This window comes from Pilosibacter sp. NGB245 (assembly GCF_057397225.1).
Window position 1 is genome coordinate 522,333 of sequence record NZ_CM171584.1, and the last position, 26,006, is coordinate 548,338.

Below are 26,006 nucleotides of genomic sequence, written 5' to 3' on the forward strand. Positions count from 1 at the left end.
TATGAGGTGATCAGAAATGAAAAGTGTTATTATCGGAATTGCTGGAGGTTCCGGCTCCGGAAAGTCGACCTTTACGAACAGGATCAAACAGTATTTCGGGGACGATGTGGCAGTTATTTATCATGATAATTACTACCGCAGACAGGACGGGATTCCGTTTAAAGAGCGTGTGAAGGTCAACTATGACCATCCGGATTCGTTGGAGACGGATCTTCTGGTGGAGCATTTGAAGGAATTGAAGGACGGCAGAGCGATCGAATGTCCGGTCTATGATTACAGCCAGCACAACCGCTCAAACGAGATCATAAAGATCGAGCCGCGACCGATCATCCTGGTGGAAGGGATCCTGCTCCTTGCGGATGAGCGCATCCGGGATCTTCTGGACATCAAGGTATATGTGGAGGCCGATGCGGATGAACGAATTTTAAGACGGATCGTCCGTGACGTGGAAGAGCGCGGCAGAGACTTGAGAGGCATTATCAGCCAGTACCTGACGACCGTAAAACCGATGCACTACATGTATGTAGAGCCGACGAGAGCTCTCGCGGATATCGTGATCAACAGCGGAAAGAACGATGTGGCGTTCGACCTCTTCGTCTCGAAGATCGGACAGCTGTTGGAGAGCACGGGATATTAGCAAGAAAGTAGAGATTATGTGATAACTTATATGTCAGATAACATGGTACCATCTTCCCCTTCATTCGCCTCGTCCATCGTGACGACAGCCTGTGAAACATCATCAGCGTAGTGGAACCTGAGTACAGCCTGGGGCCAGTTTAGCTGGATGTGGGCGGTCTTATTCTGCTCGGTTCCGGCTTTTTCGATGAGTTCGATCAGCTCTTTTAAGACTTCGCGGGTCAGATAGCCGCCTCGCCAGTGGAAGGTGAAGGTCCTGTTTTTCTTCGCAGTCTGCAGGGCACGTTTGTAGACTTCCTCCTGCTTTGTGAAGGAGAGTTTTTTCTCCTTGTAGTAAAAATGATCGCCGTCGGTGCAGGCCGGAGCCGGGGCAATCAGCGGTTCATGGTCACGGAAGATGGCTTTATCATCGAGATTAAAGTAGTCATATCGGATCTCCGCACCGGTCTCGAAGCATTTTCCGAGGCTGTTGTCGAAGGTTGCATCGAGGTGATAATAAGTTTTTCCAATCTTTACGATATTCCAGGTATGGCGGTATTTGATGCCTTTTTCCGGATTATTCCCGCACAGGGCGATCATGCACCAGATTCCCAGAGCATCACAGAGGATCTTGACGGATTTGGCAATTCCCTCACAGACGCCGACGCCGTGTCCGAGGGGACCGATGATCTCGTGGGAGTACGGCTTTTTCAGCTTATCGTAATGAATGTTTTCACAGATGAAATCGTGGATATATTTTTCTTTCTCGATTTCGGAAAGCTTTGCAGCCGGACGGGCAAGTTTTTCTACCCGAGCATTCATCGCTTTCTGATGATCTTTGATCTTGCTCTTTTCGAAGAGATATTCCGGAATAAAGATCAGATTGGGAGAGTCTGCGTAATATTTATATTTGAAGCTTGCGGCCCAGAAGAGTTCCGGGTGGTCCAGGCGGAGTTCAAAGAAGATGTCGCTCAGCGCATGACCGTCGATCTTCGGGACCTGAAATGAGTCAGCGAGACTCAAAAGTCCCTGGTGCATGGCGCGGTAGACGGACTGGCGTTCCCGGTCCATGTGGTTATAGTAGTATGGTTCCATTGTATGTATAGACCTTTCTTGGTTATCGTGATAAATGATCTAGATGTTGGGGTCAAAAGGTCTTTTGCCCCCTATGATACCGGATTGCTCCGTGCTTTGCACTCCCGCAATCCTCAAAAACATTCATAATCCGCTCATTTTTCTACGAAAAATGGCTACTTATTCATGTTTTTGGCGGGTCAAGAGTTCGAAAATCCTCTCGCAAGCAAGCTTGCATCAGATTTCCGACCTTTTGACCCTGGTATCTGATCAATTTAGGATAGCATATTTGGCCATGATTTACCAGTGCTTATACCAGCAATAAAAACATTGACTCTACAACTGTTGTAAGGTTTAAATGGAATTTTTTTTCATTTACGTATTTACATCTTTCAAACTTGTGCTTATAATAACGATGCACTACATAAATACTGCTAATAAGACTGCGGAAATGGGAACCCGACCGCAGATCGTGGCAGAAAAAACAAAAAGAATCCGGTCTCACTGTCTGGCAGAATGATAACAGAAGAACCGGAACTTTACGTAAAGGAGAAAATGTATGAGTGAAGAAAACACATCCAACCGGGCACCCTATGAATTTTATGGAAAAATGCCGTTGAAGCAGGCAATCCCGTTAGGACTCCAGCACGTCCTTGCGATGTTCGTCGGCAACCTGACACCGCTTCTGATCATCTGCGGTGCGTGTGGGATCAGCGGAAGCGAAGAATTTGCACATCTGCAGGTCAGCCTTCTGCAGAATGCGATGTTTGTCGCAGGAGTTGTGACTCTGGTACAGCTCTATGCGATCGGACCGATCGGAGGAAAAGTCCCGATCATCATGGGAACAAGCTCCGGATTCATCGGCGTATTTAAGAGTGTCGCAGATACAATGGGCGGCGGAGTTGCAACATACGGCGCGATCATGGGAGCGTCGATCATCGGAGGTCTCTTTGAGGGAGTTCTCGGTGCTTTTATCAAGCCGCTGCGGAAATTTTTTCCATCGGTCGTAACCGGAACCGTTGTTTTATCGATCGGTCTGTCCCTGATTTCTGTCGGAGTGAATTCTTTTGGCGGCGGGAGCAGTGCAAAAGACTTTGGATCGGCGGAAAATCTGCTGCTGGCGCTGTTCGTACTGATCGTAATCCTCATGGTGAAACACTGGACGAAAGGTCTTGCGAGCAACTCTGCAATCCTCATCGGGATCATTGCCGGATATGCGGCAGCGGTTATTATGGGACTGCTCCTTCCGAATTCAGGGATTACCGCGGATGGAGCAGAATATACAAAAGCATGGGTATTAAACTGGAATAAAGTGGCGGAAGCCAGCTGGATCAGTATCCCGGAATTTCTTCCGGTAAGGCCGGTCTTTGATGTCCGTGCGATCGCACCGATCATCATCATGTTTATCGTGACCGCTGTTGAGACAGTCGGTGATATTTCCGGCGTTATTGAAGGCGGAATGGACCGGGAGGCAACCGACAAAGAACTTTCCGGCGGCGTGATCTGTGACGGAATCGGTTCTTCTTTTGCAGCATTATTTGGAATTCTGCCGAATACTTCCTTCAGCCAGAATGTGGGACTTGTGACGATGACGAAGATCGTAAACCGAACAGCTCTGGCATCAGGAGCAGTTTTTCTGATCCTCTGCGGACTGATCCCGAAGCTTGGTGCGATCATCTCCATCATGCCGCAGGCTGTTTTAGGAGGCGCTGCAGTCATGATGTTTTCCTCGATCGTTGTCAGCGGAATCCAGCTGATCACAAAGGAACATATGACTCCGAGAAATCTGACGATCGTGTCAGTCGCACTCGGTGTCGGATATGGAATGGGAGCGAACACGGCAATTCTTGCGCAGACACCGCAGGCTGTCCAGCTGATCTTCGGCGGTTCCGGAATCGTTCCGGCGGCGCTGGTTGCGATCCTGTTAAACCTGCTGCTTCCGAAGGATGATAAGAACCTGTAGAGGTCAGAGATAAAAAGATAATAGAATGATAAAAAGAAACCGGAGGTGATCCAGGATGAATGTATGTCGTGGATGATCTCCGGTTTTATTTACGCGAACAACGAGCCAAAGTCTGCGCTTGCGCGAGACCCTGGCGACTGTCGCGATAACAAGGGGAAAACTCGTGAAGCGTGTTTTCACTTGTTGTGGTACATGAAGAAAAAACATTAGAGACTTCTAAAAATTTTTCAGATATTCCAATTCCTCCGGTGTATCGGCATCTGCAAGCTCCAGCGGAGAGGCAGCCGGGAAATAACGGACATGTTGCGGATATTTTTTCAGGAGTACATTTCCTCCGGAGTTGTCCGGAAGTGTGAGAAGCTCATTGAAATACCGGCGATCAAAGAGGATCGGGTTCCCGGGGGATTTGACCTCTCCATGCTCCATTGATGCGAGCCGGAGAATTTCGCCGCACGAACGATAAGCTTGAGTAGAAAATGTCAATACCATCGCTTCGATCGTTTCCTGCGAGAGAAGCGGCTGGTCCCCGAGTGCAAATATGCATCCGGCGAGATCTGGATTTTTTCCCAACAGCGCGGAGAGACCGAGTTTTACCGTGTGGTTCCGGTACGGCATCGTGTGGAGCAGGACCGGAATCTCGCGCTCCCGGCAGAGAGACTCGACCTCCGGAGATCTCGTCACGACGATCCGTGCCGCGAAGAGCGGTCCGTCTGTGGCGGACAGGATCCGGGTAATCAGCGGTTTTCCGTTAAAATCAGCCATCAGTTTGTTGGACCCGAATCGTTTTCCAAGCCCCGATGCCATGATCACACAGCCGACGGGGAGAACCGGATGGTCAAGGTCATAGACATAGACGTCGTCTCTGGCACGCAGGGCGTCGAGGAACGGCGTGGACTGGCTGCGGAGAACAGCGATCACCCGCTTTGTATCGAACAGGTGGAAAATGGCATCACAGAATTCCGGGCAGGAGCTTTCAAGGTAGCCGAGTTCGTCGATGACGGCGAAAGCGGCGGGAGAGTCGATCGCCCGTTTTATGGAAGCAAGACCGCCGCCGAGAAAACCGTTGAGATCCGGAACCATCTGATTGCCGGAAGAAGCGGATGAAGCCGCCGATTTCCCGGAATCAGAATCTGCCGGAAAGGCATGGAAAGAGAACTTTGGACGGTAAATTCCGATCCGCGAGGTTTCTCCGGTCAGATTGTCAGTCAGCTCAACGCGATCCTGTTTGAAAGCATGTGTTGTAAAGCCGGGAAACATCTGCAGGCGGGATTCGGCTTGACCAGGCAAAAACGGAATGTCTGAGATATGTCTTCGCAATCCGTGAAACACTGGCAGGCAGGATCCGGGCAGAGAGGAGTCGGCGGAGACAGGATTCCGGAGACTTTCAGATATTTCACTGGAAATCGTATCAGCCGGAAAATCCGGCAATGTCAGAATTTCCCGCAGCAGTGTGCTCTTCCCACTTCTGCGGCTTCCGGTGATGATCAGATGCCGCTTTTTGACCGGAACCGGATCGCTATCAGTTCCCAGGGAATTCTCTTGCGCCGTCTGCGCCGCTGTTGTTTCGGCTATATTTAGAAAAGATCTGAGTATAGAGCTCGCGGCTGCTCTGAATGCAGGCGTTCCGCCAGGTTTCATAATCATGTAAAAACTCCTTTGCTTCCGGTGTCAGGACACTCCCGCCGCCGCCTTTTCCGCCGATCGTTCTGGCGGTCAGTGAAAAACCAAGATTCTTTTCCGCACGCTTCATGAGATGGAGCGCTTTTGTGTATGCCATCCCCATCGAGAGGGCTGCCGCCCGCAGCGAACCGGTCTCCTCGATCAGGTGGAGCAGGCGGCAGGGACCTTCACCGAAGAAGCGGAGATTGTCGTTGTCACATAGAAAGACGCGGATGTCAGATTTCATGAAAAGATCACCTTCTTTCGGGTACATCAGTGGTATGGTGCGCAGGGATCATGAGGAAAATCCAGAGGTTTCCTATGAACAGGATCATGAGCCGGTTTTATGGAAAATACAACCAGGATCACGGGGCTATAGCTATAAAACCGGCAGGAGAACGAGTCGATTCCCTGCGCATTTTGATGGATCAGGAAGCGGAACCAGACGCACCTCCCCGTAGATCTCAGAAAAAGCCTGCTCCATGACGGAGACAGGATCCGTCTTCGGATGCAGCGTGTGGATCAGCGTGCCGTCCTTCAGGAGCAGCAGGATATCACAGTATGCGAGTGCGAGTGTCGGATCGTGGAGACAGAGAATTGCAGTTTTTTCTGTGAGAATTTTTCCGGTTGAGTAAGATAGCCCATCTGGTTCATCGGCGCTACATGCCAATGATGTGCATTCACGCAAAGAGTGAGATTGTTGCAAACAATCGGGCCCAGTGTGAGAATGTGTCGAGACAGGTTCTTTTTTATAGGGAAAAAAGGCAGGGGAAGCAGATCTACCGCCCTGTGCCGCCTGTACGATATCTGCGATCAGCCCCATCATCCGGTACTTATTCCCAAGGTCCAGCGAACTGTCCGGCTCATCAAAGAGCAGGAGCGAAGTATCTTCAATGAGTGTTCTCGCCAGGATCACGAGCTGCTGTTCCCCACCGCTGAGTGTTAAGTAATCCCGATTCGCAAAATCGTCCATTCCGACGGAAGCGAGCGCCTGGAGGGCTGCCTCCCGCATCTTGGCAGACGGCTGTTCGAAGAGTTTCAACCGGGAGTAAAATCCCATGAGCACGACATCCAGCGCACTCATGGAAATGGAGATCCCGCTCTGCTGCGGAATATAACTTACGAGTCCTGCGAGAGCTTTTGGAGAGAGAGCTGTGAGGTCCTGCCCGTTCAGGAGAACATGGCCGCTGTGGGAAAGCTCTCCGCATATGGCCCGCAAAAGGGTAGTCTTTCCGCTCCCGTTCGGTCCGAGAAGCGCGATCATATGCCCGGGATTTTCAACCGAAAGGGAAAGATGGTTTAGGATCTGATGACCGCCCAGAGAGACGGAGAGGTCCTGAATGGAAACATGTTCAGACATAATGATCAGCGCCTCCTTTCCGAGAGGATCAGATAGATCAAAAACGGCGCTCCGAGGAGCGAAGTAAAGATACTGACAGGAAGCTCCACTGCGGCGAGTGATTTTGCAAGAATATCCGCGGTCAGGAGCAGGAAACTCCCGATGAGACCGCTGAGAAAGCATGCGGACTTCCGGTTATGCCCGGTCAGGAGTCTTGCCGTGTGCGGAGCGAGAAGACCGACGAAGCTGATGAGTCCGGTCACACTGACAGCGGCTGCGACGGTGAGTGTGGCGAGAAAAAGAACGAAAAAACGTGTTTTCCGGACAGATACGCCGAGCATGCGGGCCTCATCCTCACGGACCGAGAGTGCCAGAAGATGGCGGTGGAGCAGGAAGACCAGCGCGGAGGAGATCAGGATGATCACGACCGGAAACGGGATTTTCGATGCGGTGACGCCGGAGAGACTTCCCATGATCCAGTATTCGATCGAGGCGAGCTGTTTTTCCGGATCTGCCATGAGCTTTAAGAGCATGAGAACGGTCTGCGCGAGAGCATGGACCGCGATCCCCGCGAGAACGATGGAAGAATGGTCCCGGACCGGGGAGAGGGCGGTGAGCCCGAGGGAAAGGCAGACGGCGAGAAGAGCACCGAAAAATGCGAAGAGCGTTGTGGACGGCGCGGCGGCGGAGACGAACAGGATCGCGAAAGCCGCACCGGCACTGGCTCCGGAGGAAACACCGATGATGTCGGGGGATGCCAGCGGATTCCGGAAGACCGTCTGGTAGACGAATCCTGCGATCCCGAGTCCAAAACCGCCGACGAGTCCCATGACAGCGCGCGGCAGGCGGAGAACCGTGAAGGTACGGAGCGCCATCGGATCCCCGGCGGCCAGGTCAGATAATGTGATCGGATATTTTCCGGTACTCAGGGCAGAAACAAAGGCGATGACCACAAAAGTCATCGCCAGTGTTAAGATTGCCATGGTTCGGTTTGAGTTAGTTTGCACTTTCCGGAGTGAATCCATAGAATGTTTCATAGAAATTCTTCTCTGCTGTCTTGAAATCGTCTTCAGTTACAACGTCCGGGTGAAGAACGGAAGCGACGTAGTAGCTTCCTAAAAAGTTTGCTGGAACCGGGGAATCGAGTGCCTCGATGTCGCTCGGGATCTGGTAAACATGTCCTTCTTTTACGGCTGTGCAGTCAGCAAGAGCGGAATCGTTCAGAACGGAGTCCACATCGTAGTCTGCATCAGCTGCGAGAATGATGTAATCCGGGTTCCAGGAAAGGATCTGCTCGTAGGAAGTATCAGCCCAGTAGGTATCTGTGATCTCAGAAGCTGCATTGACGCCGCCTGCATGCTCGATCAGAGTGGACTGGTACATTTCCGGACCAGCAGTCTGTAACAGAGCGCTGTTTCCTGCAAGATATACGGACGGAGTTTCTTTTCCCTCGAGAGACTGGACAAGCTCTGCAGTGGTATCAGAGATCCAGTATTCGAGTGTCTGTCCTTTTTCTACTACGTTTGCTGCGGTGGAGATCATGTCGATCGTCTCCATCAGCTTTGTGTCATCCTCCGGATTGACAGCGATCACGGTGAGACCGAGCTCTTCCATTGCCGGGATGGAATCCTTTAATTTCACAGGAACAATTACAAGATCCGGCTTTAATGCTGCGCAGCCTTCCAGATCGAACTCTTTTGCGGTTCCGACGGACGGAAGACTTGTGAGCTCCGGAGCGCTGAGTTTATAGATATTTCTTTTGTCCGCTTTTGCCTCGACGCCGACTAACTTGTCGTCAAGACCAAGCGCGATCATCAGGCTTGTGGAGATATAGTAGCCGCTGACAAAGGATTCTGGCTGCTTCTCGATCGTAACCTCACGGCCGAGATGGTCGGTGATGGTAACCGGATAGGTGACTTCCACGTCGGAGGCAGCGGCCTCGGAAGTCTCAGAAGCGGATTCAGAAGCTGCTTCGGTGGATTCTGCGGTCGTCTCAGCGGCAGCAGTTGTTGTTGATGCGGTGTTGCTTCCACATGCAGTTACGCTCACAGATAATGCGAGAGCTAAGAGCAGAGCGGAGAGCTGTTTGAAATTTTTTTTCATAATCTTTTGTCCTCTTTCGATCTTTTTTTGCTGGAATATCGTTGTGTTTTCCCAACTATAACGGAATTATAGCAGAAAGTATGTTAAAATAAAAGTAATTTTTGAAGAACGCTTCAGAATACAGGGATCCGGACTTTTTTGAGAGCAGGAAAAGGCGGGAACAACTGCATATTCTGAGGGATCATGAGGAGCAATGGTATGAGAGTCATCAGGGAATATAAAAAAGCGGAAAGCCTGGAAGAGGCGTGGCAGTTAAACCAGAAAAAGAGCAACCGGGTCCTGGGCGGCATGGTCTGGCTGAAGATGGGAAAGATGCAGATCGGTACGGCGATCGACCTGTCCGGACTCGGACTTGACACGATCGAGGAGACGGAGGACGAGTTCCGGATCGGCTGCATGGTCACATTGAGAGATCTGGAACTTGATTCGGGACTTAACGGGTATACGGACGGCGCTGTGCGGGAGTCGGTGCGTCACATCGTCGGCGTCCAGTTCCGGAATCTCGCGACGGTCGGAGGAAGTATTTACGGAAGATACGGATTTTCCGACGTGCTGACGATGTTTCTGGCGATGGACAGCTATGTGGAGCTTTACAAAGGCGGGATCATTCCGTTGAGAGAGTACGCAAAAATGCCGTATGACCGGGACATCCTGGTCCGGCTGATCGTAAAAAAAGAAGCGGCATCGTTTGATTACCAGTCCGTCCGCAACACGCAGACCGATTTTCCGGTCCTCACCTGTGCCGCGGCAAAGACAGAAGCCGGATACCGGTTCGCGATCGGGGCAAGACCGGGAAAAGCGGTTCTCTTTGCGCTGTCCAATGAGGATATGAAGGACAAAAATGTGGAAAACATCGCGGAGTATGCTGCCAAGTGTGTAAAAGAACAGATCGTGACCGGCTCCAACACGAGAGGAAGCGCGGAGTACCGGAACCATCTGACCGGGGTGCTGGTGAGACGGTCGGTATGTAAGTTGGGGGAATAAGAACAGACGGATGAAGAACGGTTTGAAAGAAGAAAGCTTTGTCTGACTGAAAGAAACTCAGTCCGTTATGGAGCATAAAGAAACTGGAAACAGATAAAAACGAGGAATCATACATGAACATCACGATAACATTAAATGGAAAAAAGATCTCGGAGGAGATCGACGCAGACCTTCTTCTGATCGATTTTGTGCGGAATCACGGCTGTTACAGTGTAAAGCGCGGATGTGAGACGTCGAACTGCGGGCTCTGCACGGTATTTTTAGATGAAAAGCCGGTGCTTTCCTGCTCCGTTCTTGCGGCGCGGGCAGACGGAAGAAGTGTGACGACGCTGGAAGGACTTCAGGACGAAGCGAAGGAATTCGGCGCTTTTATCGCGGATCAGGGCGCCGAGCAGTGCGGATTCTGCAATCCTGGCTTCATTATGAACGCGCTGGCACTGTTCCGGGAAAACGAATATCCGGATACGGAGGAAATCAAGGAATATCTGGCGGGCAACTTATGCCGCTGCTCCGGCTACGAGGGACAGCTTCGCGGTATCCAGGCATTTCTCGCATGGAAGAAAGAAAAGAACGGGTGACGGTCCGGTGAGGCGCGCGTGTGACGGTCGGACCGTGACAACACGCAGAACAAATGATGTGAGACTGTTACAAATACAGAAAGAGGACGAAAGTTATGAAATATGTAAATAAACCTGTCCGGAAAAAGGACGCGATGCAGCTTGTGACCGGACAGCCTGTATACATGGACGATATCGCTCCGAAGGACTGCCTGATCGTAAAACTCCTGCGCTCCCCGCATGCGAACGCGATCGTGACTTCCTTGAATAAGACGGCTGCGATGAAAGTGGACGGGATCGAGGCGATCTATACCTGGGAAGATATCCCGCAGGACACGAAGCGGTACACGCAGGCAGGACAGACATATCCGGAGATGAGTCCGTATGACAGACTCTTGCTTGACCGGCATGTCCGCTACGTCGGGGATGTGGTCGCGATCGTTGCCGGTCGCGATGAAAAATGTGTGGACCGGGCATTAAAGCTCATTAAAGTCCAGTACGAGGTCCTGGAACCGCTCCTTGATTTCAGGAAGGCGAAGGACAACAGGATCCTGGTGCATCCGGAGGACAACTGGGAGAGTCTTGTTCCGGTCGGGGCGGACAATAAGAGAAATCTGTGCGCCCATGACGAATCGGGAGAGGGAGATATCGAGAAAGTATTGAGGGAGAGCGATGTTGTGATCGACCATGTCTATCACACGAAGGCATGTCAGCAGACGATGATGGAGACATTCCGGACGTTCTGTACGATCGACGCTTACGGACGCCTCAACGTGGTCAGCTCCACCCAGATCGTATTCCACTGCCGCCGGATCATCGCCAATGCGCTCCATATCCCGAAGTCCATGATCCGCGTCAGCAAGCCGAGAATCGGAGGCGGATTCGGTGCGAAGCAGACATCGATCAGCGAGGTTTATCCGGCTTATGTGACCTGGATGACAAAGAAACCGTCAAAGATCATCTTTACCCGCGAGGAGAGCATGACCGCCTCTACACCGCGCCATGAGATGGAAGTCCATGTGCGTCTCGGTGCAAGTAAGGACGGGATCGTCAACGGCATCGACATGTACACGCTGTCCAACACGGGCGCTTACGGGGAACATGGTCCCACAACGGTCGGACTTTCCGGGCATAAATCCATCCCGCTCTACGGGAAGGCGAAGGCATTCCGGTTTGTGAGTGATGTTGTATACACGAACGTGATGTCTGCCGGGGCGTACCGTGGATACGGGGCGACACAGGGACTGTTCGCGGTGGAGTCCGCGGTGAACGAACTTGCCGCGAAGCTTCACATGGATCCGTTTGAGATCCGCGAGAAGAACATCATCAAAGAGGGCGACGTGATGCCGGCCTATTACGGTCAGGTCAATACGAGCTGTGCGCTTGATCGCTGTCTTGCGCGTGTGAAAGAGATGATCCACTGGGACGAAAAATATCCGGTCCGCGATATGGGCAACGGAAAGGTCCGCGCGGTCGGCATGGGAATGGCGATGCAGGGATCCGGTATTTCGTCCGTCGATGTGGGAAGTGCCACGATCAAGGTGAACGACGACGGATTCTACACGCTGTCGATCGGTGCAGCCGATATGGGAACCGGCTGTGATACGATCCTGGCGCAGATCGCGGCGGAGGTTCTCGAGTGCTCTGTCGATGAGATCACGGTGTTCGGCGCGGACACGGATACTTCGCCGTATGATTCCGGTTCCTACGCGTCCAGTACGACGTATGTCACGGGAAAAGCGGTCGAAAAGTGTGCACTGCAGGTTCGGGAACAGATCTGCAAACTCGGTGCACAGATGATGAACTGCCCGGAGAATGAGGTCGTGTTTGACGGGAAGGTTGTACGGAGAGAGAAAAAGAGAGAAGCAGGCAGCAATGTTCCGGGCAGGAGTGAAGAAACAGACATAAAAACTGGTGCTGAGCTGGCTGCAAAAGACGGTGCTGGTAGTCCGGAAAATAGCGGATCCGCGGAATCCTCAGAAACTTCGCAGGTTTCCCTTGCAGATATCGCCACCGCCTCCATGTGCGGAAACGGGATCGCTCTCGAGGCGACCGTGACGAACAGCTCCCCGATCTCTCCGCCGCCGTTTATGGTCGGAGCCGCGGAGGTCGAGGTGGACCTTGAGACAGGTGAGACGAAGATCATCGATTATGCCGCCGCCGTCGACTGCGGAACGCCGGTGAACCCGAATCTTGCGAGAGTCCAGGCGGAAGGCGGGATCCTGCAGGGGATCGGAATGGCGCTCACGGAAAATATTACCTACAATAAACTTGGAAAGCTCGCGGAAAATTCCCTGATGCAGTATAAGATCCCGACCCGCGTGGATATCGGAAAGATCCAGGTCGATTTTGAGTCGAGCTATGAGAATGAGGGACCGTTCGGCGCAAAATCGATCGGTGAAGTCGTGATCAACACCCCGCTCCCGGCAGTGGCGGACGCGATCTACAATGCAACAGGGACAAGATTTTATGAGCTGCCGATCACGCCGGAGAAGATCGCGATGGCAGTGCTGGAATCGAAATGATTGACGGAATTCGGACAATAGAATGCGATATGACCATATGTTATAAACAAACTGTAACGATGAAGATCAACCGGGGCGAGAACATGAAAGAGCAGGTTTCGTGACAACAGAATAGGCGCGTCATCGGATTGCTCCGGGCAGAGAGAAAGCAGGGGCAGAGTATGACGAAGAAAATATGGGATTTCAGAAACTTCAGAGAACGAAAGAAAAAAGATCAGGGCGGATATTCCCTGGTGGAACTGATGGTAGTCATCGTCATCATGGTGATCCTTGCATCTGTGAGCATCGGAGTCTACAATGGATATGTGGAGCGCGCGAAGAACGCGGTAGCTTATGAAAAGGGACACCGGATCGCGGAGGCACTGAAGATCTGCGAGGCGGAGTACGGTCTTTCCGGAACAATCAGCCTGGATCGCCTGTCAGCGATTTCGGGAGATCTGATGAAGAAACCGAATGATCCGGACAGTCTCCTCTACGAATATGTGGGAGAGGACACGGATGACTGTACGGATTTTACGGTTTCCTTAAAGAAGATCGACACTGCATCGGTGGAGATCCAGGGATTCACTTACACAGCGGACACCTACGAGATCACATGGACGGAGGACGACGGTGTGGAAGTGACGATGAAATAACAGGGCTGATCATCCCGCATGTTTCCAGAAAATGGAACATCAGGCTGACGGCCAGGAGATCAGCACATCCGCCGGGACTCAAGTGCATGGCGATGTACTGTTCGTCCAGTGAAGACAATATTTCTTTGAATGAATCATTCGTGACAGCAGAGAGCAGGTGTTTTGCCTGCTCTTTGCTTTTTTTTGCGAGCTCCGGACCGCCGCGGTGCACCATGTTGGTGTCATCGACCTCCGAGATCAGGGTGAGGAGTGCCATGGCGGCCGCATCGTTTAAGGAAAAACAGGCGGCAAGCCATTTTTTGAGTGCCGGAAGTCCGATCCGGACAGCGGAAGGAAAACCAGCAGCAGCCTCTCCTCTGGCTCCCTGGATTCCGTAGGCGGAGAAGATTCGCTCGCCGTTCGAAAAATCCGGTTCGACAGCGCTGGGTTCATCCTGCGAGTTCATATCAATGGAAGAAGCTGGGGACAGCTTGTTCTGATGCCTGGAAAGTTTTGCCAGATCACCGAGGGAACAGCTTCCAAGCTTCCTGCATTCGCTGAGAACTTCCTCGGCCGGAAGCGGCAGACTCTTTCCTGCATGGACTTTTCCCAGCGCCCCGCAGAGGATCGCAGAGGCGAAGACAAGACCTTTGTGGGTGTTGATCCCGTGCGTGGCGGAGAACATGGCGGTCTCCGCGCGCTGCCCGGCATAGCGGAGCCGCTCAAAGATCTGTTCGTCCGCCTCGTCTGCATGGTCCCACCCGAGACAGAAAAATTCCCGGAACCATGGGATCAGGGAAGCGCTGCTGTCCAGAAATGTAAAAAAGTCCATATCCGAATGCGAACCGGAATTATTCCGGTCTACAAGTCCCGGCTTCGGGGTTGTTGAGACCTCGTAGAGCAGCCCGCGGACCGCCGCGGAGGCGGCAAGATCTGCCGAGCGGTCCCTGAAATGATCGTTAAAGAGTTTTGCCGTCTGCCACTGGATGAGTTCCATGGAATGGCGCTTTTGGGCCAGGCAGGTATTCGCATCCCCTCCGCACACCAGACAGGTGCGGGGAAGGAGATGAAGATCCTGCCGCTTTACGGAAACTCCGTCTAGTCCGCATACATCGAGATTGAAGAGACGGCCGAGCGGATGACTCTCCTCGATGGAGACGAGAAACTGTTTGACCGGAATTTCCGGGGAATCCAGGAGAAAAAAGGCGTGATCGCCGGTTGGCTCTTCACAGATCTTTGTATTTTTTATGGAGAAGCGGCCGAGTTTTTCCTGCAATTCCCGGAGTTCCTCGCGAAACGCGGCACGGGCGAAAGGAAACACTTTCACCGCTCCGGCAATATTTAAGGAAAATTCCACAAGGCAGGAGCCGTCTCCTGCGGAGAGCAGCTCCCACTTTTTCAGTATACGCCGGTCTCTTGCGGCGCGGAGTTCTTCGGGAGTCACCGGAGTGCCGGTGATCACGTCGGTCAGGTTCATGGATACCTCCCATGTTGTAAAAGAAGTAACTGTTCAGTAGGTCTGAAGGCAAAAATCCCGTCTGCGCAGCCGATTTGAAACGGATTCCTGCCTTAGTGTGTACTTTCAGCAGAAAACTTTTCTTTCAGATACTTCGCAGTACATTCTGGCACCAGGGAAAGTACTTCATCCGTTACGCCATGCTCGGCGAGGAGCTTGCGGACGCGGGAAGCGCTGATAACTTCCGGTTTTCCGTCCGGGCCTTCGGTGGTGATCCGGTCGATCTTTATGAAGGAGATCCCATAGCGGGGCAGGATCCGGATCATGGCTTCGTTATAATTTCTCGTCACCGGATCGAACGGTTCTTCCCCTGCAAAGCGCTTTTTAATATGAAGAAGCGGTGCGATCCGGGAGGCGAACAGGGTGATATCGAGCTCACTCTGGATCTTTGCGGCGTCTTCGCCTTCCTTTAAGAAATAGGTCGGGAAGGTCGCATTGGAGATCATATATGGGCCGGACGGATGAACGATGACGTTCGCAAGGTGGTCGGTTCCTTCGCGGACAAGGCGCAGGCGGTCCGCAAACGGGAACTGGGAGCGGTTTTCCTCGACCACAAAGATGTGGAGCAGGTCGCAGGCTCTGGCCGCGTAGGTGATCAGTGCAAGATGGCCTTTTGTGAACGGATTGCAGTTCATGACGATGCAGCCGATGTTGTCGGAATCTTCGGTTCCGGCAAGAAACTTTTTATAGAAATTGTCGAGTCCATTTTTCTTGTTTTCCAGCATCAGAACGGACTCTGTCTCCGCTAACGGATAGAATCCGCAGGAGGTAAAGAGTACCTTATTTTTCGGCCGGGTGATGACAAAAAGATCGTAATGACCGGCGGCAAAGCGGTTTTCCACAAGGCGGGAGACGAGACTTCCGAGCGCATTCTGCCCGCGCAGACTTTCATCGACCGCAAAACATTTCAAAAGATTCCCGGCACAGCATCCGCAGCCGGTCAGATTCTCATCGGCATCGAACACGCCGAATGCCGCCTCGATATCATCCTCATAATTTAAATGATGCTTTGCGAGAAAATCGGTCAGCATCTGTTTATCGTGAGCGAATCCAAGGGATAATTCATGAATACTTAAATCTGTCATAACGAAAACACCTCCAAAAATATTCAAGCCAAGCGCATGTTGCCATAACAGTTCTGCGGAGGCTGCTCAGGAAAGGTCCGCAGAAGGAAAGTGCTGTGGTAGCGGAAAGATGATCTTTCCGTGTACCTATAGTATAGTGGAAATGGGACAGGTTTTCCAGAGAAAAGGAGAGAAATTTGCCTGTAGCAATAAAATGTGGTACGATAATGAAAAATCAAACGAACGATACGAGGAACATAAGACATGCATATCTATTTTGCCCCGCTTGAGGGGATTACAACCTATCCATACAGAAACCTGCACCACAAATATTTTGGCGGTGTGGAGAAATATTTTACTCCGTTTCTGGCGCCGGGACCGGAACAGGGGATGAGCGTGAAGGAGATGAGGGATGTATTGCCGGAAAACAATGCCGGGATACCGGTCGTTCCGCAGATCCTGACAAACAGGGCTGGGGATTTTCTTCTTGCATCGAAGAAACTCTCAGAGATGGGATACCGGGAGATCAACCTGAATCTCGGATGTCCGTCCGGAACGGTCACGGCAAAGAAGAAAGGTTCCGGATTTCTTCTCTACCCGGATGATCTGGACCGCTTTTTTGATGAGGTGTTTTCGGATGCTGCAGTGCGGAATGGTGAATTCTTCGTTTCGGTAAAGACACGGATCGGGAAGAATGAGGTGGAAGAGTGGCCGGAACTCATGCAGGTTTATAACCGCTACCCGATCCATGAACTGACGGTCCATCCCCGGATCCAGAAGGAATTTTATAAAGGAACCCCGCATCTCGATGTGTTTGCGGACATTTTGAAGGAGAGCAGGAATCCGGTCGTGTATAACGGGGATCTGTTTACCGTGGAGAAGGTAAAAGAATTTCGGGAAAAGTTTCCAACAGTCGGGACGGTCATGATCGGGCGTGGACTGATCCGGAATCCGGCGTTGGCGGAGATGATCTTGCAGGAAGAGACGGAAGCTTGTACGGATCGTCTTGAAAACGGAGTTAGGATTTTTGAAGCAGATGGGCAGTTACAGACTCAAGGGAATAGAAACAAAGGGGACATCCTGCCGAGGATCCGCGAGTTCCATGACGCCCTCTTTGAACACTACCGCGAGACCATGTCCGGCGACCGGAATCTTCTGTTCCGGATGAAAGATCTCTGGAGCTACATGCTGGCAGAAGTGCCGGACAGCGAAAAACTCGCCAAAAAGATCCGTAAATCGCAGCATGTGCCGGAATATCTGGCGGCGGTGGAGGAAGTATTTGCAAGATGGGATGCAAACAGATAGTCGGAAAGGAGGCCACTATGCAGTTACTGATCAAACAAAGAGTCTTCTCATGGACCGATACCTATGACGTCTATGATGAACATGAGAACCCAAAGTATTTCGTAAAAGCGGAATTTTTTGCGCTGGGGCATCAGATCCACGTGTATGATAAGAGTGGAAAGAAAGTCGGCATGGTGAAACAGCGGCTGTTTGCGGTTTTGCCGTGTTTTGATATCGAAATCGGAGGAAAAGAGGCCGGAAGTGTTCAGAAAGAATTTTCCTTTTTCAAGCCGCGCTATGAGTTGGATTACAACGGATGGCGGTGTGAGGGAGACTTTCTGGCGTGGGAATATGATGTCTATGAGGCGTGCTGTGTGGCGGTCCATATTTCAAAAAAACCGTTTCAATGGGGCGATACCTATGTGATCGACATCGTGGATCCGAAGGATGAGGTCATGGCGCTCATGCTGGCGATCGCGATCGATGCGGCGAACTGTACGAAATAGATGAGATCATGTCATTCAGCACAAAAATACGAAGAGAGCAGCAGGAGGAATAAGATGGATACAGAAAAACAGCCAAAAGAAACATTCGTAGAACAGATGGAGCGCGTAAACCGCACCAATCCATTCATGATCCACAACAACATCCGCGCAGTCGCTTTGTCCGAGGACGCAGCCGAAGTGTGTGCGGAGGTTACGGAGGATTCCTTAAATGCCATGCAGACAGTCCACGGCGGACTGATGTTTGTGATGGCGGAGATCGCAGCAGGACTTGTGACGAGGAATGACGGAAGAAAATACGTGACACTGGACAGTTCGTTCCGGTTCCTCCGCGGCAGCAGCGCGAAGAAGCTCCGCGGAGTCGCAAAGATCACGAAGCGAGGAAAAACCGTCTGCTTCACAAAATCCCAGGTGATGGAGTCGGAAACCGGGAAGGTGCTGGCAGAGGGAGAGTTTACGTTTTATTGTATGGGAGAGTAAGACAGAAGCAAGAGAAAGATGTGACTGTGATATGTCTTCCGGGAGAACGGATGTGATTCCATCATCTCCCTCGGCGGCGGTTCCTCCCACGACTGTGCGAAGGCGATCGCCCTGGTTGCCTCAAACGGAGGAAACATCAGAGACTACGAAGGTGTCGACCGCTCCAGCAATCCGTTATGCCCGATGATAGCAGTCAACACAACAGCCGGAACTGCTTCTGAGATCACCCGTTTCTGTATCATCACCGATACAAGCCGGCATGTAAAGATGGCGATCGTTGACTGGCGCGTGACTCCGCAGATCGCGATCAACGACCCGAACCTTATGGTCGGAATGCCGCCGGCCCTGACAGCAGCAACCGGAATGGACGCCCTGACCCATGCGATCGAGGCGTATGTCTCCACAAATGCAAACCCGCTGACCGATGCGGCAGCACTGATGTCGATCACGATGGTCACCCAGTATCTCCCGAAGGCAGTTGCAAACGGAGTTTACATGAAGGCCCGCGACAAGATGGCTTACGGACAGTATCTCGCAGGTATCGCATTCAATAACGCATCCCTCGGATATGTCCATGCGATGGCACATCAGCTCGGCGGTATGTACAATCTCCCGCACGGTGTCTGCAACGCGATCCTTCTCCCGCATGTGGAAGAGTTCAACCTGATCGGCAATGCGAACCGCTTCCGCGACATCGCAAAGGCCATGGGCGAGATTACGGAAAATAAGCTCTTGCAGGCAAGCTTGCATCGGATTTCCGACTTTTGACCCTGCTATCTTAAAATGCAGATAGAATCTGAAATAATTACTGTGAATCATCAGCAGTATTTCGGCTGCTTCTCGCCTCCTCAAGATAATTATAAAGCGTGTATTTTGAAACCTTCAGCGTCTCACAGAGGAGTACGCTCGTCTTGGAGATCTTGAAGACACCTTTCTGGTCGAGATAATCCAGGGCGCGGATCTTTTCTTCTTTGTTCATGAGTCCCATCGGCTTTCCGACGAGGAGTTCTGCCTGATTCATATAATACTGAAGGATATCGTCCACATTCTTGGTCGCAAGCGCGTCTTTGTCGCTCATCGGTGCATGGTGGGTCATCGGATACTGGACGAACGCATGGAGCGCACGCTGGGCATTTAAAAAGTCGGAGACATCGAGATTTACGCAGACAGCTCCGATGATCTTGCCGTTCTCATCCGGGATCAGGGTCGTGAAGGATTTGTAAAACTGATCTTTCTGACCGTTTGAGAAGGTCTGGAGACTTTCCTTCATCGGTTCGATATCTTTTCCGAACTGTGTGATCATTCCACCCTTCGGAGAACCGCCGACATCGCGTCCGCTGAGCGTGGCATTCAGGGCATAGACGATCGTGTGATCGTAACCTTTCCGGTAGTCGTGGATCAGGATCTCGCTGTTTTCACCGAGAAATTTCTGGAGCCCTTCGAGAAAACGGATCAGAAAGTCGAAATCAAGATACTGGGAAATTTCCATAAATGTGTACCTCCATGGAGACAGATACCGGATCAGGCATTCCCCCCGAAATACACTGCCGGAATATTACGTGAAAATATTAACAAAGCAGAGGCGAACAAACCTCTGAAACTCTTAACTGATCTCAGAATACCATATAACAAACTGTTTGTCAATTATATAACATTTTTTCACACAAAAAGTTTGAAATAATGATTGACATTCTATGAAGTATGGCCTATAATAAAAACATAAAAACAAAAAGAAAGATAAACAAACTAATTTTTAGTTATTGTACCCATCCTTTTCCGGACCCGGGATCCACTCACAGGGATCCCGAGCCCACCCACTTGGACAACGACGTCCGGCTTTTGGAAGCTGTAAAGTTGTCTGGTTGAATTTGCAGATTCCCCCACTTTGATAGATTCACATCGTGGTGGATGTGATAAAGACCGGTTTTTCTGCGGAATGGATGCCCGCAGGAGAAATGGAAGGCCGAAGGGCCCGCTGCCTCGCCACAGCGAAAAAATCCGCATTTCCGGCCGTGATCCCCATAAGGGAAAAGATGATACATATTGAGCGCAGAACCCCTGAGGCAGACGATCCCCAATATCGCTGTTTCAGGGGTTCTGTCTGTTTGGGAGTGTCATGTGTATTTCTCTTTGGGAGAGGAAAGGAAAACGATCACGCGCATATATTTATAAAATGAGATGGGAAAACAGGTAGGCAGGAGGTATCAATGAAATTCAGACAGAAAATCGTTCTGTTTCTGGTGATCGTAGTTGTGGATCTGATCCTGTGCGGCGTGACCTTGCGGATGTGGAAAGGAGAAGATGGGGAAAAGGATTTTAAGGGAGACGTGTATCATGAAAGAAATAAAGAGGAAAATGAGTCAGAGGAGCAGGAAGATCGAAAAGACAGGAACGTCATGTCGAGGGAATCGGACATGGTACGGGAGAAGGAGACCGATATGAGAAAATACGTGGCGCTCACATTCGATGATGGTCCGAATTCCAGATACACAAAGCCGCTCCTGGACGGTCTCAGGGAACGCGAGATCCGTGCATCCTTTTTTCTTGTAGGCGAGTGCATTGACGGAAAGGAAGATCTCGTAAAGCAGATGGCGGAGGATGGCCATCTGATCGGTGTCCATTGTATGACACATAAGGATCTCACGAAAGAACCGCTTTCGGATGCCAAAAAAGAAATATGTGAGACCGGGGAGAAGATCCGGGCAGTGACCGGAGTCATGCCGGAGTACGTCCGCCCGCCATACGGAAGCTGGAATGCGAAGCTGGAGGAGGCGGTGGACATGATCCCGGTATTCTGGGATGTCGATTCCATCGACTGGCGTCTGAAGAACACGGAAAAAGTGACCGCAAAAGTCTTAAAAGATACGGAGGACGGGGACATCATCCTGATGCATGATGAGTTCCGGACATCCGTGGAAGCTGCGCTCCGGATCATTGACAACCTTACGGCGAAAGGGTATACTTTTGTTACAGTAGACGAACTGATGGTCGATTAAAACATTCGGGAAAGGCAGTTTTCATGGATTTATTTGATTATATGAGACAAAATACGATGGAGAAGGAATCGCCCCTCGCGTCCAGAATGCGCCCGACGACTCTGGACGAGGTGGTCGGTCAGAAACATATTATCGGAAAGGATAAACTCCTTTACCGTGCGATCAAGGCGGACAAGCTGGGATCGGTGATCTTTTACGGACCGCCCGGAACAGGAAAGACGACGCTCGCAAAGGTGATCGCGCATACGACAAGTGCGCGCTTTGAGCAGATCAACGCCACTGTTGCCGGAAAAAAAGATATGGAAGAGATCGTGAAAAATGCGAAGGATGCGATCGGCATGTACGGACAGAAGACGATCCTTTTCGTGGATGAGATTCATCGCTTTAATAAGTCGCAGCAGGATTATCTCCTGCCATTCGTGGAGGACGGGACGATCACACTGATTGGAGCGACGACGGAGAATCCATATTTTGAGGTGAACAACGCGCTTCTTTCCAGATCCAGGATCTTCGAGTTAAAACCGCTGGAAAAGCAGGATATCCGGGAACTGGTAATACGGGCTGTCTATGATACGGAAAAAGGGATGGGAACTTATGGAGCCGATATCACGGATGAGGCGGCGGATTTCCTTGCGGATGTGGCAAACGGGGACGCGAGAGCGGCGTTAAATGCGGTCGAGCTCGGAATTCTCACGACGGACAAGTCGGAGGACGGAAAGATCCATATCACGATCGATGTCGCGGCGGAATGTATCCAGAAACGGGTGGTTCGCTACGATCATGACGGGGATAACCACTACGATACGATCTCTGCATTCATCAAGAGCATGCGTGGATCGGACCCGGATGCGGCGGTCTATTACCTGGCCAGAATGCTGTATGCAGGTGAGGATGTGAAGTTTATTGCCCGCAGGATCATGATCTGTGCTTCCGAGGATGTCGGAAATGCGGATCCGAATGCGCTTGTGGTCGCGGTGAGCGCGGCGCAGGCGGTGGAGCGGATCGGAATGCCGGAGAGCCAGATCATCCTCTCCCAGGCGGCCGCCTATGTCGCGACGGCTCCGAAGAGCAATGCGGCCTATGTGGGGATCCAGAATGCGATGAAGGCTGTAGCGAATATGCGGACGATGCCGGTTCCGGCGCATCTTCAGGATAAGCACTACAAAGGCGCGGAGAAGCTGGGACATGGACTCGGCTATAAATATGCACATGACTATCCGAATCATTATGTCACCCAGCAGTATCTGCCGGACGGGATGGAAGGAATGAGATTCTATGAACCGTCGGAGAATGGGTATGAAAAGAAGATCAGGGAGCATATGGAGTTTATAAAGCGGGAAGCTACTTTTCACGGGTAGGAATTTTCTGAACTGAAAATTCCGTATGATACCGTTGTGGTCGCGGATTTTGCCGATTTGGAATGCGAAGCATCGGCAAAATCCTGTTACAGTGCGCGGGCACTGGAGGATCCGTGTACTGTAACAGAGGGAAGCCGGAGAGATGGAATAAGCAGGATCAGGGAAAGAGGAAATTGTGAAATTTCCTCTTTCCATTTTTTTATGTGTGCGTTATAATGAGATATACTCATCAGAACAGCCTGGGAGGAAAGTATTGGAAACGATACTTGCTTCTTTGCTCCCGGGCAGTTTCGAAAAAGTCCTCCGATATCGCTGAAATGCGGTGATCCGATCGGAGAAAAGTTTCAAATCTAATGGTTCCAAGGCAGCGGATCCGGAGACGGGGAGGCTGTTATGATCTTTTTTTGATTCCCAACGAGATGATAAAACCGGAATAAGGATGAAGGAGTATTATTATGCGTGAAAAATTAGCAACATTACCGCTGACCCAGTTAAAAGAGCTGGCAAAGAGCCAGGGAATCAGGAATATCAGCGGCTTGAGAAAAGCAGAATTGATCGATCGCCTTTGTGAGGCGGCGGAAAGTGCCGGCGGCGCAAAAGTACCGGCAGAAAATAATGAAAATAGAGAGAATACGGCAGCACCGATGCAGGCGGCAGCGCAGAAAGAGAAAGCGCCGGCTGCTGGAAATGTTTCCGGAGGTGCGGGACAGGAGAAAATGGCATCGGAGAGACCGGCGGTCTTCCAGGACCGCACGGGGCGTCCGGAGAAAACCGAGCGTGCGGAACGATACGAGAGAAATGACCGTCAGGAGCGTGGGGAGCGCCAGATGAGAAATGACCGGCAGGGCAGCTACCAGAGCCGTCAGAACAATTACAGAGATCGCCAGAGTAATTACCAGGATCGTCAGAGCAGCTATCAGGACCGTCAGAGTGGTCAGCAGGATCGCCAGATCAGTTACCAGGACCGCCAGAGCAGCTACCAGGACCGTCAGAATGCTTACCAGGGGCAGTCATCTGCGCAGGATTCCCAGACTCAGGGAAACTATCAGGACCGCCAGACTCAGGGCGGCATGCCGGATACCCAGGGAATTCAGGAGAGCTCAAGAACCTATCAGACTGGTTACCAGACAAGAAACCAGGGTGCTCAGAGTTATACCGCGGAACCGAAGGCAGATCTTCAGGATCTCGACAGCGGGATCGAGGCAAACGGAATTTTAGAGGTCATGCCGGATGGCTTCGGATTTATCCGCTGTGAGAACTTTCTTCCGGGAGATAACGATGTCTATGTGGCACCTTCCCAGATCCGCCGCTTTAACATGAAGACCGGCGATATCATCCGCGGAAGCCGGAGAGTGAAATCCGCGACAGAGAAATTTGCGGCACTTCTCTATGTAAAGACGATCAACGGCTATCCGACGAGTGTTGTGGAGCACCGCCCGAACTTTGAGGATCTGACCCCGATCTTCCCGAACCAGAGACTGAATCTGGAAGTCAGAGGTGGAAAAAATACGACAGCGATGAGAGTCATGGACCTCCTTGCTCCGATCGGTAAAGGCCAGCGAGGTCTGATCGTATCCCCGCCGAAAGCAGGTAAGACAACCTTATTAAAACAGGTTGCAAAAGCAGTTACGACCAACTATCCGGATATGCATATGATCATTCTTCTGATCGATGAGCGCCCGGAGGAGGTTACAGACATTAAGGAATCCGTTGTAGGACCGAACGTGGAAGTCATCTACTCTACGTTTGACGAGCTCCCGGAGCGCCACAAACGTGTCTCTGAGATGGTCATCGAGCGCGCGAGACGTCTGGTAGAGCATGGGCGTGATGTCATGATCCTCTTAGACAGTATCACAAGACTTGCAAGAGCCTATAACCTGGTTGTTCCGCCGAGCGGACGTACTCTTTCGGGTGGTCTTGATCCGGCGGCACTCCACATGCCGAAGCGTTTCTTCGGAGCAGCGAGAAATATGAGAGAGGGCGGAAGCCTGACGATCCTTGCAACCGCACTTGTCGATACCGGAAGCCGTATGGATGACGTTATCTACGAGGAATTTAAAGGTACCGGCAATATGGAGCTTGTACTCGACCGCAAGCTCTCCGAGAAGCGGATCTTCCCGGCAATCGATATCTTAAAGTCCGGTACACGCCGCGACGATCTCCTGCTCACAAGCGAGGAGGCGGAAGCTGTGGATATCGTCCGCAAGGCGACAAACTCCATGAAAGCGGAGGAGTCCGTGGAGAAGATCCTGGACATGTTCGCACGAACAAGAACGAACAGAGAGTTCGTGGAAATGACAAAGAAAACACGATTCATATAAATGACGGGCCGGTGCTCGGAATCCGTTGGTCATTTTTCAGACCGGGTTCCGGACACAGAGTCTTATTAAGAAAAATCGTAACTGTGAGGGTACTGAACGTTACTTTTCACGGATAGGAATTTTCTGAACTGAAAATTCCGTATGATACCGTTGTGGTAACTACTGAACAGTTACGGGGAAGCGTGTAAATACCTGACAGAAAACTGAACTGTCGGGGTAGATAGGAGAACAGAAAGAATGGAAGAAACAGGAAAAAATCCGATCCAGGTCGCAGAGCGCCTGTTCCAGGTGATCGAATGTCTGGCGGAGAATGGTCCGATGGGGATCATGGATCTGAGCGCGCAGCTCGGATTCCATAAGAGCACGACGCACCGGCTCGTGACTTCCCTCCAGTATATGGGCTATATCCGGCAGGACGAGGAATCCCTGAAATACGCGCTGTCTCTGAAGTTCCTGGAGATCGGAGGTAAGATCCTGGAACAGACGAACATGGCTTCTCTGGTTCATCCGTCACTGAAGAAACTGTCGGAGCAGACCGGAGAGACGGTCCATCTCGTCCGCAGAGAGGGAACGGAGGCCGTGTATATCGATAAAGTGGAATCCAACGTCAGCTCGATCCGGATGGTATCGAGAGTCGGAAGCCGGATCCCCCTGTACTGCTCCGGCGTCGGCAAGGCGCTGCTCGCGGAGCTGCCGGATCCGGAGATCAGAGAGATCTGGAACAGCTCAGAGATCGTGTCCCTGACACCGTACACTGTAACAAAGTTTCAGGATCTCATGGAACGGATCGGGACAGTGCGGAAGGTCGGATATGCGATGGATGATGAGGAGAATGAGGAAGGCGTCCGCTGCATCGCGGTCAGCATTCCGGATTACCATAAAGAACCGGTCTACGCCCTGAGCATCTCCGCACCGGTGAGCCGGATGACGGATGCCCGGATCGCGGAACTTGCCGTGGATGTGCTGGCATTTAAGAAAGAACTGGAGAAGACGCTGGGATTCTCGAGAAGCTGAGGAAAGCACAGGAACAGTTACAGAATAAAAAGAGCGA

General features: G+C 51.5%; 22 protein-coding genes and 1 pseudogene. 14 read left to right on the top strand and 9 right to left on the bottom strand.

Annotated features, from left to right (window positions below):
* Positions 1-16: 16 nt before the first annotated feature.
* A complete protein-coding gene (udk, locus tag ACXMYH_RS02250; RefSeq protein ID WP_486555442.1) occupies positions 17-637 on the top strand; it encodes a uridine kinase in 621 nt (206 codons plus the stop codon).
* A gap of 26 nt (positions 638-663) precedes the next feature.
* Here udk and ACXMYH_RS02255 read toward each other — a convergent pair whose 3' ends face one another.
* Positions 664-1,710, bottom strand: coding sequence for a transglutaminase domain-containing protein (locus ACXMYH_RS02255; RefSeq protein WP_118321689.1), 1,047 nt, complete (start codon positions 1,708-1,710; stop codon positions 664-666).
* A gap of 538 nt (positions 1,711-2,248) precedes the next feature.
* Between ACXMYH_RS02255 and ACXMYH_RS02260 the strand changes: the two genes are divergently transcribed.
* Positions 2,249-3,652: a uracil-xanthine permease family protein gene (locus ACXMYH_RS02260; protein WP_118530098.1), complete on the top strand. Its 1,404-nt coding sequence runs from the start codon at positions 2,249-2,251 to the stop codon at positions 3,650-3,652.
* Positions 3,653-3,868: 216 nt separating this feature from the next.
* On the opposite strand, the gene ACXMYH_RS02265 is transcribed toward ACXMYH_RS02260, so the two are convergent.
* From ACXMYH_RS02265 to ACXMYH_RS02285, 5 genes are all read right to left on the bottom strand, one after another.
* Positions 3,869-4,939, bottom strand: a complete 1,071-nt coding sequence (locus ACXMYH_RS02265) for an NTP transferase domain-containing protein (protein ID WP_486555443.1) — start codon at positions 4,937-4,939, stop codon at positions 3,869-3,871.
* A 232-nt stretch (positions 4,940-5,171) separates the two neighbouring features.
* Positions 5,172-5,558, bottom strand: a complete 387-nt coding sequence (locus ACXMYH_RS02270) for a winged helix-turn-helix domain-containing protein (protein WP_118530094.1) — start codon at positions 5,556-5,558, stop codon at positions 5,172-5,174.
* Between the two features lie 132 nt (positions 5,559-5,690).
* The gene (locus tag ACXMYH_RS02275; RefSeq protein ID WP_486555444.1) at positions 5,691-6,671 is read right to left on the bottom strand and encodes an ABC transporter ATP-binding protein; all 981 of its coding nucleotides are present in this window, start codon (positions 6,669-6,671) and stop codon (positions 5,691-5,693) included.
* A 5-nt stretch (positions 6,672-6,676) separates the two neighbouring features.
* Entirely contained in the window at positions 6,677-7,633 is a 957-nt protein-coding gene (locus ACXMYH_RS02280; RefSeq protein ID WP_329751788.1) for an iron ABC transporter permease, read from the bottom strand.
* A 13-nt stretch (positions 7,634-7,646) separates the two neighbouring features.
* A complete protein-coding gene (locus ACXMYH_RS02285) occupies positions 7,647-8,753 on the bottom strand; it encodes an ABC transporter substrate-binding protein (protein ID WP_486555445.1) in 1,107 nt (368 codons plus the stop codon).
* A 198-nt stretch (positions 8,754-8,951) separates the two neighbouring features.
* On the opposite strand from ACXMYH_RS02285, the gene ACXMYH_RS02290 reads away from it, so the two are divergent.
* The 4 genes from ACXMYH_RS02290 to ACXMYH_RS02305 all read left to right on the top strand — a co-directional run bounded on the left by ACXMYH_RS02290 (position 8,952) and on the right by ACXMYH_RS02305 (position 13,454).
* Positions 8,952-9,737 (top strand): FAD binding domain-containing protein, encoded by a 786-nt coding sequence (locus ACXMYH_RS02290; RefSeq protein ID WP_486555446.1) that lies wholly within the window; start codon positions 8,952-8,954, stop codon positions 9,735-9,737.
* A gap of 113 nt (positions 9,738-9,850) precedes the next feature.
* Positions 9,851-10,315, top strand: coding sequence for a (2Fe-2S)-binding protein (locus ACXMYH_RS02295; protein ID WP_118297480.1), 465 nt, complete (start codon positions 9,851-9,853; stop codon positions 10,313-10,315).
* Positions 10,316-10,410: 95 nt separating this feature from the next.
* Positions 10,411-12,819 (top strand): xanthine dehydrogenase family protein molybdopterin-binding subunit, encoded by a 2,409-nt coding sequence (locus tag ACXMYH_RS02300; protein ID WP_486555447.1) that lies wholly within the window; start codon positions 10,411-10,413, stop codon positions 12,817-12,819.
* A gap of 161 nt (positions 12,820-12,980) precedes the next feature.
* On the top strand, positions 12,981-13,454 hold the full coding sequence (locus ACXMYH_RS02305) for a type IV pilin protein (RefSeq protein WP_118530084.1): 474 nt from the start codon (positions 12,981-12,983) through the stop codon (positions 13,452-13,454).
* Here the strand turns inward: ACXMYH_RS02305 and citX are convergent.
* Both citX and citC read right to left on the bottom strand, forming a co-directional pair.
* Positions 13,411-14,910 carry a citrate lyase holo-[acyl-carrier protein] synthase gene (gene citX, locus ACXMYH_RS02310; protein ID WP_486555448.1) on the bottom strand — a complete coding sequence of 500 codons (1,500 nt, stop codon included), beginning with the start codon at positions 14,908-14,910 and terminating at the stop codon, positions 13,411-13,413. The genes ACXMYH_RS02305 and citX overlap by 44 nt on opposite strands.
* A gap of 92 nt (positions 14,911-15,002) precedes the next feature.
* A complete protein-coding gene (gene citC, locus ACXMYH_RS02315; RefSeq protein WP_118530080.1) occupies positions 15,003-16,034 on the bottom strand; it encodes a [citrate (pro-3S)-lyase] ligase in 1,032 nt (343 codons plus the stop codon).
* Between the two features lie 243 nt (positions 16,035-16,277).
* On the opposite strand from citC, the gene ACXMYH_RS02320 reads away from it, so the two are divergent.
* The 4 genes and pseudogenes from ACXMYH_RS02320 to ACXMYH_RS02335 all read left to right on the top strand — a co-directional run.
* Positions 16,278-17,318: a tRNA dihydrouridine synthase gene (locus ACXMYH_RS02320; protein WP_486555449.1), complete on the top strand. Its 1,041-nt coding sequence runs from the start codon at positions 16,278-16,280 to the stop codon at positions 17,316-17,318.
* Positions 17,319-17,335: 17 nt separating this feature from the next.
* Complete coding sequence (locus ACXMYH_RS02325; protein ID WP_486555450.1) at positions 17,336-17,803, top strand: LURP-one-related/scramblase family protein; 468 nt, start codon at positions 17,336-17,338, stop codon at positions 17,801-17,803.
* 54 nt (positions 17,804-17,857) lie between these two features.
* Positions 17,858-18,280, top strand: a complete 423-nt coding sequence (locus tag ACXMYH_RS02330; RefSeq protein WP_118530076.1) for a PaaI family thioesterase — start codon at positions 17,858-17,860, stop codon at positions 18,278-18,280.
* 33 nt (positions 18,281-18,313) lie between these two features.
* Positions 18,314-19,003: pseudogene (locus tag ACXMYH_RS02335) on the top strand (iron-containing alcohol dehydrogenase); the annotation flags it as partial.
* A gap of 82 nt (positions 19,004-19,085) precedes the next feature.
* On the opposite strand, the gene ACXMYH_RS02340 reads toward ACXMYH_RS02335, so the two are convergent.
* Complete coding sequence (locus tag ACXMYH_RS02340) at positions 19,086-19,769, bottom strand: helix-turn-helix transcriptional regulator (protein ID WP_405582320.1); 684 nt, start codon at positions 19,767-19,769, stop codon at positions 19,086-19,088.
* A 718-nt stretch (positions 19,770-20,487) separates the two neighbouring features.
* On the opposite strand from ACXMYH_RS02340, the gene ACXMYH_RS02345 reads away from it, so the two are divergent.
* The 4 genes from ACXMYH_RS02345 (at position 20,488) to ACXMYH_RS02360 (ending at position 25,969) form a co-directional block, all read left to right on the top strand.
* Positions 20,488-21,276, top strand: a complete 789-nt coding sequence (locus tag ACXMYH_RS02345) for a polysaccharide deacetylase family protein (protein ID WP_118530069.1) — start codon at positions 20,488-20,490, stop codon at positions 21,274-21,276.
* A gap of 23 nt (positions 21,277-21,299) precedes the next feature.
* A complete protein-coding gene (locus ACXMYH_RS02350; RefSeq protein WP_215702105.1) occupies positions 21,300-22,634 on the top strand; it encodes a replication-associated recombination protein A in 1,335 nt (444 codons plus the stop codon).
* Between the two features lie 455 nt (positions 22,635-23,089).
* Positions 23,090-24,955: a transcription termination factor Rho gene (rho, locus tag ACXMYH_RS02355; RefSeq protein ID WP_486555451.1), complete on the top strand. Its 1,866-nt coding sequence runs from the start codon at positions 23,090-23,092 to the stop codon at positions 24,953-24,955.
* Between the two features lie 237 nt (positions 24,956-25,192).
* Positions 25,193-25,969 carry an IclR family transcriptional regulator gene (locus tag ACXMYH_RS02360; protein WP_118297464.1) on the top strand — a complete coding sequence of 259 codons (777 nt, stop codon included), beginning with the start codon at positions 25,193-25,195 and terminating at the stop codon, positions 25,967-25,969.
* Positions 25,970-26,006: the final 37 nt, after the last annotated feature.